This window comes from Alkalibacterium kapii, from assembly GCF_007988865.1.
Taxonomy (GTDB): Bacteria; Bacillota; Bacilli; order Lactobacillales; family Carnobacteriaceae_A; genus Alkalibacterium; species Alkalibacterium kapii.
In genome coordinates this window covers 105,629-123,374 of record NZ_BJUY01000004.1, presented here as the reverse complement: position 1 = coordinate 123,374, position 17,746 = coordinate 105,629, and the positions used below count along the sequence as shown (strand labels likewise).

Below are 17,746 nucleotides of genomic sequence, written 5' to 3'. Positions count from 1 at the left end.
GGATTATGTTTTTGGCGTGGAGAGAGATCAAATATTCAAAAACTCGTTTTGCATTGATTATAGGGATGGTCGTACTTATCGCATATCTTGTTTATTTCCTGACAGGACTTGCTTACGGACTAGCCCAGGAGAATCGGATGAGTATCGATAAGTGGGACGCTGACGGGATCGTACTCGCGGACGAATCTAATTTGAATATAAATATGTCGATGTTCAATAAAGAACAGATCGACGAGGTAGAAGCTACCGAAAAAGCTTCTTTAGGTGTAGCACCGAGTGTCGTTCAGAAAAATGACCAGACAGGGGAAGAGAGCAAAGTAAACGTTACTTTCTTTGGCATAGAGAAAGAAGAATTTATTTTTCCGAACGTTGTCGAAGGAGAAGAATTCAACGATGACAAAGAGGCTATAGCCAACATAAGTCTTAAAGAAGAAGAAGGTTTAGAGATAGGGGACGTCGTATCTTTAGCCGGTGCAGATATGGAAGTAGAGATTGTCGGGTTTACGGAGAATGCAAAATTCAGTGTAGGTCCGGTCTTATACATAAACCAGCCGACTTATCAGCAAGTCAGAGCGAATGGATTTGGCGAAAGAGAAGATCAGATCATCAGTGCTGTAGTTGTCCGAAGCGATTCAGAAGAACTGGGAGATGTCTCAGTCAACAGTGATGATTTGGAACTTTTCACAATCAGTGAATTTATATCCGATTTACCGGGCTATACAGCCCAGGTGCTTACGTTCGGTTTGATGATAAGCTTCCTGGTACTTATAGCCGCGATGATCATAGGTATATTCATTTATGTTCTAACTCTTCAGAAATCATCTATAATCGGTGTAATGAAAGCACAAGGCATATCCTCCGGTTACATTTCAAAATCAGTGATAAGCCAGACTTTTATACTATCATCTATAGGTGTATTTACTGGTTTAGGTTTGACCTTGCTGACAGGTCTACTTTTACCGGCAGCTGTCCCATATCAAAACAATCTGATCTTTCTAGCTTCGATTACGGCTTTGCTGATAATCGTAGCAGTAGCAGGAGCTTTCTTATCAGTAAGAACAATAGTAAATATAGACCCGTTAGAAGCAATAGATTAGGAGACAGCTATGAAACTTATCGAATTAAAAGAAACAAATAAAATTTTTCAGGATGGAAGAAAAAAGATTGAAGCATTGAAACCAACGAATTTTTCTGTGGAAGAGGGGGAGTTTGTAGCGATCATAGGACCAAGCGGATCGGGTAAAAGTACATTATTGACGATCATCGGTGGACTTCAATCGCCGACTGAGGGAGAAGTGTTTATCAGAAATCAGAAGTTCAGTGATTTAAATGAAAAAGATCGTGCAAAAAAACGTTTCAACGAAATCGGGTTTATTTTGCAAGCGTCAAACCTTATCCCATTTTTAACGGTTAAAGATCAATTGAAATTAGTCAATAAGATAGAAAAAACAAAGCTTGATGAAAACAGAGTAGAGAAACTCTTATCTGAGCTTGGAATCGAAAAATTGATGAATAAGTATCCAAGCGATTTATCTGGAGGCGAAAAACAGCGGGCAGCTATAGCAAGAGCAATGTATCATGATCCCTCAGTAATATTGGCTGACGAACCAACAGCCAGTTTAGACACGGATCGTGCTTTTGAAGTGGTTAAGATACTTGCCAGAGAAACAAAGAAACAAAATAAAGCAACTATCATGGTCACGCACGATGAAAGACTGACAGAACAGTGCGATGCTGTTTACACTATGAAAGATGGCGTTTTAACAAAAAATAATAAAAAGTAGGCGATAATCCATGTCAAAAACAGTAAGTGTAATAGGAGCTGGTGTAGCCGGGTTAGCAAGTGCCATACGGCTGCAAAATAAAGGATATAAGGTTACGTTATATGAAAAAGAATCACTGCCCGGCGGAAAGATGAATCAGATAAAGAAAGATGGCTTTACATTTGATGTTGGGCCAAGCATCGTCATGATGCCGGATATTTTCAAAGAAATTTTTGAAATCGCCGGTCGTGATCCGGACGATTATATCCCAATGACGCGATTGGAACCCATGTATTCGGCTTTCTTTGAAAATGAGCGCATCGATATATCATCCGACCTGGTCAAGATGATCGACCATCTTGAGGGCATCAGCGATGAAGATGCCAGTGGCTTTCTTGCTTATCTGAAAGACATTTATGATCGTTTTATTATAGCCAAAAAATACTTTATTCAACGTCCGTTCAGACATGCGAGCGACTTTTACAATCCATTTATGATCCACCAGGCGATGAAGCTGAAAACATTTGACAGCGCCAATCATTCCATAGCAAAATTTGTCAAAGATAAACGTTTACAGCAAATACTGAGTTTTCAGACACTATATATTGGTATATCCCCAACTAATGGCCCCTCACTTTATACAATCATTCCCATGATTGAATACTTGTATGGTATATGGTTTATAGAAGGAGGCATGTATACGATGGCTCGTTCTATGGAACGTCTGTTTAAAGAGCTGGGTGGCAAAATTGAATATAATTCACCTGTTGATGAAATAGTTATTGAAAATAAAAAAGCGACTGGCATCAAGGTGAACGGTGAGAAAATTCTATCCGATTATGTTATGTGTAATGCTGACTTTCCATATGCAATGAAAAATCTTGTGAAAGATGAAAAAGCTAAAGGAAAATACACAGATAAAAAAATAGACAGCATGAAGTATTCATGTTCTTGTTTTGTCATGTACTTGGGGTTGAATAAGAAATATAACGAAGTAGAGAACGTTCACAATTTCGTTTTTTCACAAGATTTGGATCAGAACTTAGAAGATATTTTTGATGGTAAGTTGCTGGACAATGGTTCTTTTTACGTTTATATAGCTTCTAAAATGGATGAGACCCTTGCTCCTGAAAATAAAGATGGTTTGTATATTCTATTGCCTGTATCGGATCTAGCTACTGCTAATTATAAGTGGACAGAAAAAACTAAGCGATACTATCGTCAACAGATCCTAAGCAAACTAAAAACGGTGGAAGGATTTGAAACAGTTGAAGAAGATATTATCTCCGAAAGTTATATGACACCAGTAGACTTTGAGCGAGATTTTAATGCCTACAACGGGGCAACTTTTGGGTTAAGACCTACACTTTTACAGAGTAACCATTTCCGGCCTCAAGCAAAAGCTAAACATGCAGAAAATTTATATTTTACTGGAAGCAGTACGCATCCAGGAGCCGGTGTTCCGATCGTTCTAACTTCGGCTAAAATTGCAACGGAAGAATTGATGAAAGACGATAAATAAGTGAAAAGGAAGAAAGAGGCTCTCTCTTTCTTCCTTTTTACTATATCAATTTAAAAAAATCTTCCAGATAATTAGCTAGACCATCTTCATGATTAGTGTCTTTTGTTATATCGTCGCTGATATTTTTCAACCGTTCAGTGCCGTTTGACATGACAACGCCATGACCGGCGTACTGAATCATTTCATAATCATTTTCCTGATCCCCAAAAGCCAAGATGTTCTCTCTGCTGATGCCGTAATGTTCTGCGATGCGCTCTAGTCCCATGGCTTTCTGCACACCGGCGGCAACGACTTCAAGGCAGGGAGTATTGCCTCCCCACATTCTTACTTCAACCGTTCCTTTATAATTCTCTATGATTTGCCGTTCTATCTTTTTCTGATAGTTTGGAGTCGATGTAAAGACACCAACAGATGTAGGATCTTCTTTCAGGATTTCTGGTCTTAATTGTTTACTCATATGGATCCCTTCAGGGAAAAAATCGGGATAAGGAACGTATTCACCTTCGATATAAATAGATGTTCTGGATTCTGCTGCAATCAGCTGAACATCTGGAGTGTCTTTTAAAGAAAGCATGGATAAGGCCAGCTCTTTGCTCAATGCTTTATGATATCCATAGCTGAAAGTTTTTTTTGAGGGATTGTGTAACCAGGCACCATTGAAGTTCACAATAGGTGTGTCCAGTTCTAGTTGTTTATAATAGTAATGACTATTACGATAAGGTCTGCCTGTGACGATAGAGACAATGTGACCTTCTTTTTTCAATTTTTCTAAAATCATTTTTGTTTTAGTGGTTATTTGAGACTGATCATTTAAAGTCGTTCCATCTAAGTCCAGTGCAATCAACTTTTTTTGCATCACATATCATCCTTTTACATTAATACTTTTGTATCTTTTGTATCTTTAACAGTATAGCAAAGGTTTAATAAAAAGTATAATAGTTATAGCGATATGTGTTAATATAATAATGTAAGGAGGCCTTTTAATGAGTGAAGAAAAAGCATTATGGACGGATCAGGAAATAGAAGATACCAAAAAACAAGTCATGGAAGCACTGGAAACAGTTATCGACCCGGAACTTGGAATCGATATCGTTAATTTGGGATTAGTTTATGAAGTCAATATCTATGATGAGGGGTTTTGTGAAGTGAAAATCACCCTGACTACAATGGGCTGCCCACTTGCCGATGTCATAACGGAAGACATTCTCAATGCAATAAAACCAATTCCTAAAATAAAAGAAACACAAGTCAAATTGGTATGGTATCCGGCGTGGGATCCTTCCAGAATGAGCAGGTATGCTCGAATTGCATTAGGTATAAGATAAATTAGTCTCTCAATAAAGTAAGGAAATAGTCCCCTTTCACTCTATTGAGAGATTTTACTGTTATAATGTTATATAGTATCTCGTTGACATTAAAATCTCTAAGAGGTGAATCCATTTATGAATTTTGTTCCTTTGCATACGATAAGCGCTTATTCTTTACTGGAAAGCACTTTAACGATTCCTCGACTTGTTTCAAAAGCTAAAGAATTAGGATACAAGAGCTTAGCACTGACAGATAATGAAGTCATGCATGGAGCAGTAGAATTTTACTCTGAAGCTAAAAATCAGGGAATAAAACCTATTATCGGAATAACAGTGCATATATATTTAGATATAGAATCAGATGAAAGTGTTCCTGTTGTTTTGCTGGCTGAAAATGTAGAAGGTTATAAAAAACTGCTAGCTTTATCAACACAAATAAATGTCCACCATATTAAAATCACTATGGATAATATAAAGACATACACGACAAATACAACAGCAATTATTGATTTCGAAAGTCTAAGTCACTCTGTTCTGGAGAACACTGACCAATTAAAAAGAATACTGAAGAAAATCAGTAAAGAAATTATCCATACCTATTTAGGAATCGCTTATAACAATCAAAATATTGAAAAAGTGAATAATATAAAACATTTATCTCAAGAACTATCGATGCCCACAGTAATCAGTGAACCAGTCAATGCCATAGAAGACACAAGTAAAATATCATTGAAGGTACTGGACGCTATCAAAAATCAGACAACGATAGCATATGATAGCACTGAACAAACTGTTCCTTTCTATCCCCTAAAAAAACCCGATACTGTGATCAGGAAATATAAAAAAATCAATTTAGAAGATGCGCTGAATAATACAGTGAACATTTCAGAATCAATAAATTTAGAGCTTGAATGGGAAAGAACATTACCTCAATTTGAAACACCAAATGAAATGAGTTCGGCAGAGTATTTAAAAGAGACTGTGTATGCTTATTTGCAGGATAAATTACCTGACCGCTCAGAAAAATATGATAAAAGAATCGAAAAAGAACTTTCGACCATTATTAAAATGGGTTTTGCTGACTATTTTTTAATAGTGTGGGATCTTATGAAGTATGCTCATCAAAGGGAAATTGTAACAGGATCAGGAAGGGGCTCAGCAGCCGGTTCACTTGTTTCTTACGTACTGAATATTACCGACGTGGATCCTATAGCGTATGATCTTCTTTTTGACCGTTTTCTTAATGAAGAAAGGCATACAATGCCCGATATTGATCTAGACTTTCCAGATGACAAGCGAGACCGGATCTTGACCTATGTTTTAAAGAAATATGGTGAAGAGCACGTTGCGCAAATCGCTACATTCGGTACGTTCGCGGCTAAAATGGCTGTTCGAGATACTGGGCGTGTGTTTGGGTTATCTACAGATCAACAGAAAAAATGGGCAGATGCCATTCCGAGTACTTTAGGAATCACTTTAAAAAAAGCCTATCACGTTTCAGAAAAACTGAGAATACTTGTAAATGAAAACGACAAGCATAAAATGCTATTTAAAACAGCTATAGATATCGAAGGATTGCCCAGGCATGTATCGACCCACGCTGCCGGGGTCGTTATTTCAAAAAAACCTCTTATAGAAACCGTTCCACTTCAAGAAGGAAACGGGGCGATGTCTCTCACTCAGTATGCAATGAATGCGGTTGAAAAAGTAGGCCTTTTGAAAATGGATTTTTTAGGACTGAAAAATTTGTCCATACTTGCAGACTGTTTAAAGAATGTGAGAGAATTAAAGGGGACAGTGAAGGAAAAACTAGCGGCTATCCCCTTAGACGACCCGGCAACTCTCGACTTATTCAGAAAGGGTAAAACAAATGGTGTTTTTCAATTTGAATCGAGTGGAATACGCAATGTATTGAGAAAGTTGAAACCCACGACATTTGAAGATATTGTGGCAGTCAATGCCTTGTATAGACCAGGACCTATGGAACAAATCGATGGTTACATTAGAAGAAAGAACGGTCAGGAGACTGTTGACTATATTCACGAAGATCTTAAAGAGATTTTGAAAGTGACCAACGGTGTGATGATCTACCAGGAGCAAGTCATGAAAGTTGCTCAAAAAATAGCGGGATACAGCCTGGTTGAAGCAGATATATTACGGAGAGCCATATCTAAAAAAATAAAAAAAGAAATAGATGCAGGCCGCAAACATTTTGTTGCAGGTGCCAAGCGTAACGGATATGATGAAGAGACTGCGCTTCAAATATACGCGCATATAGAACGTTTTGCGGATTATGGATTTAACCGGTCGCATGCTGTCTCTTATTCAAAACTTGCTTTTCAGCTGGCTTATTTCAAGGCCAATCATCCAGCTGCTTTTTACGTTTCTTTGATGCGCGCTTCTTCTAATAATAAAGATAAACTTAAAACTTATCTGCTGGAAGCTAAACAAGATCATATTGAAGTGATGCATCCAAGTATCAATGAAAGTGAAGCCAACTTTAAAGTTGAAAATGGAAAAATAATTTTTGGTCTAAACACAATCAAGGGTTTACGCAAAGATTACATTCAGCATATTTTATCGGTAAGAAACAAATTTGGTACGTTTAAAGATTTACTTTCATTTGTCAGCAGCATCGACGAAAGATGGCGAAAAGAACGTTATATACTACCTTTAATTCAAGCGGGCAGTTTCGACCAGCTGAAGTATAACCGTCACACTTTGACCGAAGCACTGGAGTCGATTCTCAGTAGTGTGAGTATGAGTAATGGAAATATTGAATTATTTGAATCGCTAGCCCCTAAAATACAATTGAAAGATGACTATAGTTTGGAAGAACGATTAAAACAGGAGTTTGAAGTAACCGGTTTTTACTTGTCAGGACATCCGACGGAAAAGTACCTTAAATCATTGAAAGGTATAACACTGACATTTATCACTAATGCAAATCCAAACAAAACACAAAGTTATCTTGTGTCTATAGAAAATATAAAAAAAATTCAGACAAAAAGAGGCGAACCCATGGCTTTTTTGGAAATGACTGATGTTTCTGGAGAGGCAACGGGAGTATTGTTCCCTGACAATTACCGTAGATATTCCAGAATAATTAAAAAAAATAAACTGTTTATTGTAAAGGGTAAAGCTGAGTTCAAAAAAAATAGATGGAATATTCTGATCGACACACTCATTGATCCTGAGACGCTGTTAACTGATCCAAAAGAGCGGCTTTATCTAAGGTTCAGCAATTTAAAAGAACAGGAAACGTCATTTAATGAAGTTTTAGAAATATTGAATAATAATCGGGGTAACACAGACGTGATTATTTATGACGAAGCTGCAAATAAAAAAGAAAAACTGAAATCTAAATTCAGGTTCGATCAGAATGATAGAGCAATGCATTCGATTGAAAAAATACTAGGTAAAAGCAATGTTGTTTTAAGATAATAATAAGAATCTCGGTGTATCTTTGTATTTTATAAGACATTTTCACAAAAAAATGATAAGATAAGAAATGGATGTAGCTATAGTGATGGTTTAAAATTTTCTCGGGAATAATCTTCCCGCAGAATTTACATATGTTTACCGGTGTTTCAGGTGAATATGGAAACAAAATTTATATTGAAGGTGATTTAGGATGAAGAGAATTGGAGTTCTTACAAGTGGAGGAGACGCTCCGGGGATGAACGCTGCTATTCGTGCAGTTGTACGTAAAGCGCTGCATGAGGATATGGAAGTTTATGGAGTAAATTACGGTTTTGCCGGACTCGTAGCTGGAGATATCAGAAAATTGACTAGAAGAGATGTCGGGGACATGATTCAGCGTGGCGGTACATTTCTTTACTCCGCACGGTATCCGCAATTCGCAACAGAAGAGGGCCAGCTGAAAGGGATCGAACAGCTCAAGCGTTTCGGGATCGAAGGATTAGTAGTTATTGGTGGAGATGGATCATACAGGGGCGCTTATGCACTGACGAAACATGGTTTTCCATGTGTAGGACTCCCCGGAACAATTGACAATGATATCGCAGGAACAGATTATACGATCGGATTTGATACAGCGATCAATACTGTACTTGAAGCATTAGATAGAATCAGAGATACAGCTACTTCCCATATCCGTACGTTCGTCATAGAGGTGATGGGTAGAGATGCCGGAGACATTGCTTTATGGGCCGGTGTGGCCAGCGGATCAGAACAGATCATCATCCCTGAAAAAGATTTTGACATTACTGAAGTCGCTGAAAACATAAGACAAGGTCGTGAAAAAGGCAAAAAACATTCAATTATCGTGCTTGCTGAGGGAGTTATGGATGGCCAGGAATTTGCTGAGAAACTTGATGCGATCGATAATTTCCATGTCCGGGTAACTGTTTTGGGACACGTGCAAAGAGGCGGTTCGCCGACTGCAAGAGATAGAGTTCTAGCCTCTCAATTTGGAGCTAAAGCCGTAGAAACCTTGAAAAAAGGTCGAGGCGGTGTATGTATCGGATTAGATAAAGAAGAATACATTGTAAGAGAAATTATTGATACTTTAGACAATATGAAGCACGAACCTAATCTTAACCTTTATAAGCTGAATGAAGAAATTTCAACCTAAAGGGATGCCATAGTTATTAATTATTTTAAATCGTCATTATATTAAAATTATATAGGAGTGTTACGTATGAAAAAAACGAAAATTGTCTGTACCATTGGCCCGGCCAGCGAATCACTGGATACGTTGGTCAAGTTGATTGAAGCTGGGATGAACGTTGCCCGATTAAATTTCTCTCACGGTGATTTTGAAGAACACCTTGCACGTATTGAGAACATCCGCAAAGCCTCAGAAAAAACAGGAAAAATGGTAGGTATCATGCTCGACACAAAAGGGCCTGAAATAAGAACAAACAACATGAAAGACGGAGCTATTACCATTACAAAAGGCGATACTGTTCGTGTTTCAATGACAGAAGTAGAAGGAACAAAAGAAAAATTCTCTGTCACGTATGAAGATCTGATCAACGATGTTACACCCGGTTCAAGTATTCTTCTTGACGATGGACTTATTAATTTACAGGTTACCGATCTTGATCACGACAATGGAGAAATCGTTACTGTAGCTCAGAACACCGGTGTTTTGAAAAATAAAAAAGGTGTCAACGTTCCTGGTGTATCAGTCAAATTACCAGGTCTGACAGAAAAAGACCGTGCTGACATTCAATTCGGACTGGATAACAATATTGATTATATTGCAGCTTCTTTTGTAAGACGTCCATCAGATGTTTTAGAGATTACTGAAATTCTTGAAAAAGAAGATAAAATGCATGTTCAGATCATACCAAAAATCGAGAATCAAGAAGGTGTAGACAATCTTGAGGAAATACTCGCTATTGCTGATGGCCTGATGGTTGCTCGTGGTGATTTAGGAGTGGAAATACCAACTGAAGATGTGCCGATCGTCCAAAAACGTATGATTTCTTTGTGTAACAATGCTGGGAAACCCGTTATCACTGCAACTCAAATGCTGGATTCGATGCAGATCAATCCACGCCCTACACGTGCAGAAGCTTCAGACGTAGCTAATGCTATATTTGACGGAACGGATGCGATCATGTTGTCAGGAGAAACCGCTGCAGGAGATTATCCAGTAGAAGCAGTAAAAACAATGTACAACATTGCAATTCGTACAGAATCATCGTTAGTTAACCAGGATGCTTTCGCATTAAAATCCTTTGACCAAACAGATATGACAGAAGCTATCGGTCAAGCAGTAGGCCATACAGCCAAAAATCTGAACATTCACACGATCGTTGCTGCTACTGAATCAGGTCACACTGCACGTATGATTTCAAAATTCAGACCGAAAGCAGATATTTTAGCCGTGACTTTCAGCGAAGAAACAGCAAGAGGGTTGGCTCTGCAGTGGGGTGTACAGCCAACAGTTGCCGGAAAACCTACATCAACAGATGATATGTTCAACCTGGCAACTCAAACGACGGTTGATAAAGGATTTGCCAAAGAAGGGGACTTGATCCTCATCACAGCTGGAGTGCCTGTCGGCGAACGTGGAACGACAAATGTTATGAAGATCCAGTTGATTGGATCTAAACTTACCAGCGGTCAAGGTATTGGGTCGGAATCTGTTATTGGTAAAGCGATTGTTGCCAATACAGCTGATGAAGCAATTGAACGTGCTATAGAAGGTGGTATCTTAGTCGTCAAGAGTACAGATAAAGAGTACCTTCCGGCAATTGAAAAATCTGCAGCCATCGTTGTAGAGCAGGGTGGGTTAACTTCTCATGCAGCAGTCATAGGTATTGCTATGGGAATTCCAGTTATTGTTTCTGCTGAAAATGCCACAGAATTGATTGAACAAGATGAACTGATCACAGTTGATGCTCGTCGTGGAATCATTTACCGTGGAGCAACGACAGCGATCTAAGGCGTCTTTAAAAACAGTAAACTAGAATAATAAGCTATAAATGAGATAGTGGTTGATAGAATTCTTAGGATCGGTATGTTAAGTCGCCTTCCAATAACATTCAATCACTGTCTCATTTTTTATTTAAACGTAACGGTAAAGGAGTATGACATGACTAATGATATGGCAACAACAATAATAGCTATAGTCACAGATAAAAATGATAAGGAAGCATTTGTCCAGAAAAACGGTATCACCTACAAAGTTATTTCTGATGATGATGTAACTATTGGCAGTACGTTAAGAGGTTTTGTTTATACAGATAAACAAAATAACGCAGTATTTACGACAGATATACCTGAAATCACTAAAGAAACATTCGGCTGGGGAACTGTGGTCAAAGTAAACAGGAAACTGGGTGTTTTTGTGGATGTAGGATGGCAAGATAAAGATGTTGTCGTTTCTATGGATGACCTGCCTGCAGAAGGACGTCTTTGGCCAAAAGAAGGGGATAAGCTTTTTCTTTCTATTAAAGTGGATAGAAAAAATCGTATTTGGGGGGATTTAGCTGACGAAGAAAAATTGTTTGACGATTACATTGAAGGCACGAAAGAAATGCATAATCAGGATGTTTCAGGGATCGTGTTCCATCTCAAAAAAAGTGGGACGTATATAATGACTGATGAGAAGTATATTTTATTTGTTCACCCAAGCGAACGTGATAAGGAACCTCGGCTGGGTCAAGAAGTGTCTGGTCGTATTATTGGAGTCAGAGAAGATGGAGTGTTGTATGCATCGATGCAGCCACGTGCACATGAAATGATTGAAGATGATGCGCTGATGTTACTTGAGATGCTTAAACGTTCAGAAAATGGTTCGATTCCATTTCATAATAAGACAGAACCTGAGGTCATCAAAAAACAGTTCGGTATAAGTAAAGGACAATTCAAACGCGCTGTAGGAAGATTAATGAAGAAAAATATCGTTTATCAAGATGAAAATGGAACAAAATTGAAACAAGACTATAAAGAAAATCTGAAAATAGATAAATGAGGTTGAATTTATGATCGACCATGAACCATTTGATGAGTATCTCGTATTTTTAAAAATCGAAAAGGGGTTATCTTCTAATACCGTCAGCAGCTATAAAAGAGATATAGAACAATATATATCTTTTCTCGACAAAAATAAGGTGAAATCATTTGCTGCCATTGATCGTTACCTGATACTGGCATATTTTGGTGAACAAAAAAAGATGAATAAAGCAGACAATACGATTATTCGCATGTTTTCAAGTATAAGAAAATTTCACCAGTATTTAAAGCAGGAGGGACACACGGAGGATGATCCTATGTTATATGTCAAGACACCGAAGAAAGCAGACACCCTTCCTAAAACTGTTTCTATGCAGCAGATAGATAAGCTTCTCTTGACACCAGATACAAACAAGCCTCTAGGTGTGAGGGATCGTGCCATACTTGAGGTCATGTATGCTACTGGCCTGAGGATATCAGAGTTGATCGAGTTAAAAACGAATGATTTGCATTTATCAATGAAGTTGATCCAAATCGTTGGAAAAGGAAACAAGGAACGGCTCATTCCCATCGGAGATGAAGGGTGTAAATGGCTTGAATATTACATGACGACGAGCCGTGTGCAATTACTGAAAAAAACAGAACTGGAAACGTCTGTTGTGTTTTTAAATGTACGCGGAAAGCCTCTGAGCAGACAGGGTGTCTGGAAGAATATAAAAAAACTGGCATTGAAAGCAGGATTGTCCAGGGGTATTACACCCCACACATTAAGGCATTCCTTTGCTACGCATTTACTTGAAAATGGAGCCGATCTCAGAGTAGTACAGGAACTGCTGGGACATGCCAATGTGTCGACGACTCAAATTTATACACATATAACAAAGCACAGACTTAAAGATGTCTACACGACCTATCATCCCAGAGCTTAATAATAATTATGAGGATAAATTAAAAATATCTTCATAAAAGCGCTAATTATGTTGGTATTCTTGCATTTTAGAGAAGTCTGATTTATTCTTAAAGTAAGTGAAAATTAAAAGGAGGAAGTTTTTTATGAGTTTTGATCGCGTTCATTTAATTGTTCTGGATTCAGTTGGCATCGGGGAAGCGCCGGATGCCAAAGATTTTAATGACGAAGGAGCCCATACACTAGGCCATATTGCAGAAGAAGCAGGGTTAAATGTACCTCATATGCAATCTTTAGGTTTAGGTAATATCGCACCTTTAAAAGGAATCGAGCCTGTTGATTCACCAAAAGGCTTTTACACTAAACTGGAAGAAAAATCAGTAGGTAAGGATACAATGACAGGCCACTGGGAACTCATGGGCTTGCACATAAAAACACCGTTCAGAGTCTTTCCTGATGGGTTTCCTGAAGAACTTATCAACCAGATCGAAGAGCACACTGGAAGAAAAGTAGTGGGGAACAAACCCGCTTCAGGAACTAAAATCATTGACGAACTTGGAAAGCATCAAATGGAAACAGGCGATTTGATCGTTTATACATCTGCTGATCCGGTACTTCAAATCGCTGCACATGAAGACATCATACCTGTTGAAGAGCTTTACGAGATCTGCGAGTATGTTAGAGACATTACAAAAGACGACCCTTATATGATCGGTCGTATTATTGCGCGTCCATATGTAGGAGAACCTGGTAACTTTACACGTACCAGTAACCGTCATGACTATGCTCTCAGCCCATTTGGCGATACTGTCCTTGACTCTCTTAAAGAGGATGGAAAAGACGTTATTGCCGTCGGTAAAATCAATGATATCTTTAACGGACAAGGAATCACAGATTCAGTACGTACCAAATCGAATATGGACGGCGTCGATCAACTTCTGAAAGTCATGGACAGAGAATTCAATGGTATGAGTTTCACTAACTTAGTCGATTTTGACGCTTTATATGGTCACCGTAGAAATGTAGAAGGATACAGGGATGCTCTTGAAGCATTTGACGCACGCATACCGGAAATTTATGAGTCCCTGGACGAAAATGACCTGCTCATAATTACAGCTGACCACGGAAACGATCCGACAGCTGAAGGAACTGATCATACGAGAGAGTATATTCCAGTTATGGTTTATTCCAAGAAATTTGAAGGCGGAAAAGAATTGCCGCAAGGTCTGTTTGCAGATATCAGTGCAACTATCGCCGATAATTTCAATGTCAAAGGAACTGGCTTTGGAGATAGTTTCTTAAATAAATTAAAATAAAATGAACAGAGGAGAAAAAATGAATGGCTGACAAGTATACTCAAGCAATCGAAAAAGCATCAACATTTCTTGAAAGCAAAGGAATGGAAAAACCTGAGGTAGGGCTTATTTTGGGATCAGGCTTAGGAGAACTGGCAAATGAAGCAGAAAATGCCGTTGTCGTTCCTTATGAAGATATCCCTGAATTTCCTGTATCCACTGTAGAAGGTCATGCTGGACAACTAGTATATGGCGACCTTGGTGGAAAGAAAGTTGTAGCTATGCAGGGACGCTTCCATTACTATGAAGGGTATGACATGCAGGAAGTGACGTTCCCTGTGAGAGTAATGAAAGCATTAGGAGTTAAATCGCTGGTAGTAACTAATGCCGCTGGAGGAGTCAATGAAGACTTTACACCAGGTGATTTGATGATCATCACTGATCATATCAACATGATCGGGGTCAATCCGCTTCACGGTCCGAACAACAATGAACTCGGGCCAAGATTTACAGATATGAGCAGTGCCTACAACAAAGAATATCAGGCTGTGATTGAAAAAGTAGCGTCACAGCAGAATATTGATGTTAAAAAAGGTGTTTACATGGGCTTTTCAGGTCCGACTTACGAAACGCCTGCTGAAGTTAGAATGGCACGTACGTTAGGTGGGGATGCAGCAGGGATGTCTACCGTTCCAGAAGTGATCGTCGCGAACCATGCAGGCCTGAAAGTTGCTGGTATTTCATGTATTACAAATTACGCTGCCGGCATGCAGGAGAACTTGAATCATGATGAAGTTGTGGAAGTCACTACACGTGTAAGAGAAACATTCAAATCCTTAGTTAAATCTGTAATTGAAAATTTATAAATAGTCTTTTTCACTGAAACTAACAGAAAGGACACATGTCTATAAACGTGTGTCCTTTCTGTTTTTACTTATCCGTATCCGTTTGATTTTTGTGGTGTAAATAGGTATGATAATCTTAAACGATTTTCTTACTTTCAAGGAATCAATCAAACAAGAAATGTGGTAAATCATGAATAAACAGACCTATAATAATCGCTTGAAAAATAACATGCATGTTGATGAATTGAACCACCTGACCATAAACGGGGTCAGCACTGTAGATATTGCAAAGAAATATAGCACGCCTGTGAATGTCTATGATTTAACTTTGATCAAAGATAAAATCAGTGCATTTAAAGATGCTTTCAGAACTTATGAAAGCAAAACACAGGTAGCCTATGCAAGTAAAGCCTTCTCTTCCCTGGCTTTGTTTGAATGGCTAGCTAAAGAGGACGTTTCTTTAGATGTCGTATCAGGCGGCGAACTATTTCTGGCTTTAAAAGCAGGATTTGATAGAGAACGGATTCATTTTCATGGAAACAATAAATCTTTAGAAGAACTTGAAACAGCTATTACAGAACAGATCGGGTGTATCGTAGTCGACAATTTTCATGAAATCACGATGATCGAACATTTAGTAAATAAATATAATGTAACGATCGATGTCTTACTTCGGGTAACACCCGGAGTTCTAGCCCACACACATGAATATATTTCAACGGGACAGGCAGATTCGAAATTCGGCTTTGATTTAGCTTCAGGTCAAGTAGATAAGGCGATCAGGGAAATACAGCCTATCGAAGGGATAAAGTTGATCGGACTGCATTCTCATATTGGGTCACAAATATTTGAAGTAGAAGGTTACGAGCTAGTAATTGAAAAATTGTTGAAAAGAGCGAGAGACTGGAGAGACAGCTACGGTTTTGACTTGCAGGTCTTAAATGTGGGAGGCGGATTTGGTATCCGTTATACTGAAGAAGATACACCGCTTCCTTTAGAGGATTACACTATAGCTATTATGCAGTCTGTAAGGAAACATTCTAAACAAAACAATTTAAAACTCCCAGAAATATGGATCGAGCCCGGTAGAAGTATTGTAGGGGAAGCTGGGACTACTCTCTATACGATCGGATCGCAAAAAACGATTCCGGATATCAGAAAGTATGTATCCATCGACGGAGGAATGGCTGATAATATCAGACCGGCCTTATATCAGGCGAAGTACAGCGGTGTTCTTGCAAATAAGGTTCATGATACAAATGAAGAAAAAGTATCCATTGCCGGAAAAGCGTGTGAAAGTGGCGATATGCTCATATGGGATATTACACTTCCTGAACCTGTTCCGGGTGATATCCTGGCAGTCTTCAGCACAGGGGCCTATGGTTACGCCATGGCGAGCAATTATAACCGTCTGACAAAACCGGCTGTTGTATTTCTTGAGAACGGCAATGATTTTCTTGCGATTAAAAGAGAAACTGTGGAAGATCACTTGAAGCTGGAGAACAGCATCAAAAACTGGAAATAATATAGGAGGGCTTTCATGCTCATCAGGTATAAAGCTGATTATCAGAAAATCACGATGGGATTATTGTCCTATGTACCCGATTTAAAAGATACAGCTCGTTTAACTAAAGAGATGGAATGGTACGACCAAGAAGAGAACAGACAGCTTTTTCTGTGGAAAAGTGAAGAAACAAAAGATTTAGCCGGTGTGCTTGGAATTGAAGAAGATGAGGAAATCATCCTGTTAAGACATATTGCTATCAATCCTTCTTATAGAGAAGAGGGTATGGCCTACTCGATGCTATCTGCACTGCAGAAAATGTATGAAAACAAACGGATAGTAGGCACGATTGAAACAGCCGCGCTCGTGACGAAATGGCAGAAAAATGTCGATCATGATTAATACAGCAAAGCAGGGATCATTATGAGCGAACAATGGAAGGTAAATTTAGATATTTTCGAAGGACCACTAGATCTACTCCTGCATTTAATCAATAAACTGGAAATAGATATATATGACATTCCCATAAAAGAAATTACTGACCAATATTTAAACTATATAAAGGCCATGCAGATTTTACGTTTGGATATTGCGGGAGAATATCTAGTTATGGCTGCGACTTTGATGTCGATCAAAAGCCAGCTTCTTCTACCAAGAAATGAGACGTGGGAAGAAGAAGGAGAAGAGTACTTTGTGGAAGAAGAGTCTATTTTAGATTTACAGAAAAAGCTGCTTGAGTATCGTAAAATAAAATATGCTGCTTTGAAACTGGATGAAAATCGAAAGAATAGAGAACAGCATTATTCAAAACATCATGAGGATCTATCGGAATTTCAGCAGTTTATACCTATGGAAGCAGAAGAAATCAAAATTCAGGATCTGATCGGTGCATTTAGTGTCATGATCGAAAGAAAAGAGTGGTTGAATCCCGCGCCTAATACAGTTGATTTAGAAGAAATCAGTATCAACGAAAAAATTGTGTGGCTGGAAAATAGATTGCAGAAAAATAATCGGGACATTCCTTTTAGACAATTATTTACCCAACCAACCAAAAGAGAGTATGTGGTCACCTTTCTGGCGCTCCTGGAAATGATGAAAGATAATAAGGTAATCATCAGACAAGCCGAAAGCTTTGGTGAGATCTATTTATCAAAGTCATAACAAATAAA

General features: G+C 38.5%; 15 protein-coding genes. 14 read left to right on the top strand and 1 reads right to left on the bottom strand.

The genetic code is table 11. The annotated features are described in order from the left end of the window. Positions 1-5: 5 nt before the first annotated feature. The 3 genes from AKA01nite_RS02940 to AKA01nite_RS02930 are packed head-to-tail and all read left to right on the top strand — an operon-like array spanning position 6 to position 3,285. Positions 6-1,097 (top strand): ABC transporter permease, encoded by a 1,092-nt coding sequence (locus tag AKA01nite_RS02940; RefSeq protein ID WP_146923657.1) that lies wholly within the window; start codon positions 6-8, stop codon positions 1,095-1,097. 9 nt (positions 1,098-1,106) lie between these two features. Then, the gene (locus tag AKA01nite_RS02935; protein WP_146923638.1) at positions 1,107-1,784 is read left to right on the top strand and encodes an ABC transporter ATP-binding protein; all 678 of its coding nucleotides are present in this window, start codon (positions 1,107-1,109) and stop codon (positions 1,782-1,784) included. A gap of 10 nt (positions 1,785-1,794) precedes the next feature. Further along, the gene (locus AKA01nite_RS02930) at positions 1,795-3,285 is read left to right on the top strand and encodes a phytoene desaturase family protein (RefSeq protein WP_146923636.1); all 1,491 of its coding nucleotides are present in this window, start codon (positions 1,795-1,797) and stop codon (positions 3,283-3,285) included. Positions 3,286-3,325: 40 nt separating this feature from the next. On the opposite strand, the gene AKA01nite_RS02925 is transcribed toward AKA01nite_RS02930, so the two are convergent. Beyond that, entirely contained in the window at positions 3,326-4,141 is an 816-nt protein-coding gene (locus AKA01nite_RS02925) for a Cof-type HAD-IIB family hydrolase (protein WP_146923634.1), read from the bottom strand. A gap of 127 nt (positions 4,142-4,268) precedes the next feature. Here AKA01nite_RS02925 and AKA01nite_RS02920 point away from each other — a divergent pair, with 127 nt between their 5' ends. The 11 genes from AKA01nite_RS02920 to AKA01nite_RS02870 all read left to right on the top strand — a co-directional run bounded on the left by AKA01nite_RS02920 (position 4,269) and on the right by AKA01nite_RS02870 (position 17,738). Continuing rightward, the gene (locus AKA01nite_RS02920; RefSeq protein ID WP_146923632.1) at positions 4,269-4,610 is read left to right on the top strand and encodes a metal-sulfur cluster assembly factor; all 342 of its coding nucleotides are present in this window, start codon (positions 4,269-4,271) and stop codon (positions 4,608-4,610) included. A 117-nt stretch (positions 4,611-4,727) separates the two neighbouring features. Then, positions 4,728-8,036: a DNA polymerase III subunit alpha gene (gene dnaE / locus AKA01nite_RS02915; RefSeq protein WP_146923630.1), complete on the top strand. Its 3,309-nt coding sequence runs from the start codon at positions 4,728-4,730 to the stop codon at positions 8,034-8,036. 190 nt (positions 8,037-8,226) lie between these two features. Next, a complete protein-coding gene (gene pfkA / locus AKA01nite_RS02910; RefSeq protein WP_146923628.1) occupies positions 8,227-9,189 on the top strand; it encodes a 6-phosphofructokinase in 963 nt (320 codons plus the stop codon). A 66-nt stretch (positions 9,190-9,255) separates the two neighbouring features. Then, positions 9,256-11,013 (top strand): pyruvate kinase, encoded by a 1,758-nt coding sequence (gene pyk, locus AKA01nite_RS02905; RefSeq protein WP_146923626.1) that lies wholly within the window; start codon positions 9,256-9,258, stop codon positions 11,011-11,013. A gap of 150 nt (positions 11,014-11,163) precedes the next feature. Further along, positions 11,164-12,045 (top strand): CvfB family protein, encoded by an 882-nt coding sequence (locus AKA01nite_RS02900; RefSeq protein ID WP_146923624.1) that lies wholly within the window; start codon positions 11,164-11,166, stop codon positions 12,043-12,045. A gap of 10 nt (positions 12,046-12,055) precedes the next feature. After that, positions 12,056-12,955, top strand: coding sequence for a site-specific tyrosine recombinase XerD (gene xerD / locus AKA01nite_RS02895; protein WP_146923622.1), 900 nt, complete (start codon positions 12,056-12,058; stop codon positions 12,953-12,955). Positions 12,956-13,079: 124 nt separating this feature from the next. Then, positions 13,080-14,249, top strand: coding sequence for a phosphopentomutase (deoB, locus tag AKA01nite_RS02890; RefSeq protein WP_146923620.1), 1,170 nt, complete (start codon positions 13,080-13,082; stop codon positions 14,247-14,249). Positions 14,250-14,272: 23 nt separating this feature from the next. Further along, positions 14,273-15,094, top strand: coding sequence for a purine-nucleoside phosphorylase (locus AKA01nite_RS02885; protein WP_146923618.1), 822 nt, complete (start codon positions 14,273-14,275; stop codon positions 15,092-15,094). A 169-nt stretch (positions 15,095-15,263) separates the two neighbouring features. Next, on the top strand, positions 15,264-16,598 hold the full coding sequence (lysA, locus tag AKA01nite_RS02880) for a diaminopimelate decarboxylase (protein WP_246116972.1): 1,335 nt from the start codon (positions 15,264-15,266) through the stop codon (positions 16,596-16,598). Positions 16,599-16,613: 15 nt separating this feature from the next. After that, positions 16,614-16,979, top strand: a complete 366-nt coding sequence (locus AKA01nite_RS02875) for a GNAT family N-acetyltransferase (protein ID WP_146923616.1) — start codon at positions 16,614-16,616, stop codon at positions 16,977-16,979. A gap of 21 nt (positions 16,980-17,000) precedes the next feature. Then, complete coding sequence (locus AKA01nite_RS02870) at positions 17,001-17,738, top strand: segregation/condensation protein A (protein ID WP_146923614.1); 738 nt, start codon at positions 17,001-17,003, stop codon at positions 17,736-17,738. Positions 17,739-17,746 lie beyond the last annotated feature (8 nt).

Bases quoted from the DNA above. Each gene is read 5' to 3' on its own strand.
- AKA01nite_RS02940 (WP_146923657.1), top strand. From the start codon at position 6: ATGTTTTTGGCGTGGAGAGAGATCAAATATTCAAAAACTCGTTTTGCA.
- AKA01nite_RS02935 (WP_146923638.1), top strand. From the start codon at position 1,107: ATGAAACTTATCGAATTAAAAGAAACAAATAAAATTTTTCAGGATGGA.
- AKA01nite_RS02930 (WP_146923636.1), top strand. From the start codon at position 1,795: ATGTCAAAAACAGTAAGTGTAATAGGAGCTGGTGTAGCCGGGTTAGCA.
- AKA01nite_RS02925 (WP_146923634.1), bottom strand. From the start codon at position 4,141: ATGCAAAAAAAGTTGATTGCACTGGACTTAGATGGAACGACTTTAAAT.
- AKA01nite_RS02920 (WP_146923632.1), top strand. From the start codon at position 4,269: ATGAGTGAAGAAAAAGCATTATGGACGGATCAGGAAATAGAAGATACC.
- dnaE (WP_146923630.1), top strand. From the start codon at position 4,728: ATGAATTTTGTTCCTTTGCATACGATAAGCGCTTATTCTTTACTGGAA.
- pfkA (WP_146923628.1), top strand. From the start codon at position 8,227: ATGAAGAGAATTGGAGTTCTTACAAGTGGAGGAGACGCTCCGGGGATG.
- pyk (WP_146923626.1), top strand. From the start codon at position 9,256: ATGAAAAAAACGAAAATTGTCTGTACCATTGGCCCGGCCAGCGAATCA.
- AKA01nite_RS02900 (WP_146923624.1), top strand. From the start codon at position 11,164: ATGACTAATGATATGGCAACAACAATAATAGCTATAGTCACAGATAAA.
- xerD (WP_146923622.1), top strand. From the start codon at position 12,056: ATGATCGACCATGAACCATTTGATGAGTATCTCGTATTTTTAAAAATC.
- deoB (WP_146923620.1), top strand. From the start codon at position 13,080: ATGAGTTTTGATCGCGTTCATTTAATTGTTCTGGATTCAGTTGGCATC.
- AKA01nite_RS02885 (WP_146923618.1), top strand. From the start codon at position 14,273: ATGGCTGACAAGTATACTCAAGCAATCGAAAAAGCATCAACATTTCTT.
- lysA (WP_246116972.1), top strand. From the start codon at position 15,264: ATGAATAAACAGACCTATAATAATCGCTTGAAAAATAACATGCATGTT.
- AKA01nite_RS02875 (WP_146923616.1), top strand. From the start codon at position 16,614: ATGCTCATCAGGTATAAAGCTGATTATCAGAAAATCACGATGGGATTA.
- AKA01nite_RS02870 (WP_146923614.1), top strand. From the start codon at position 17,001: ATGAGCGAACAATGGAAGGTAAATTTAGATATTTTCGAAGGACCACTA.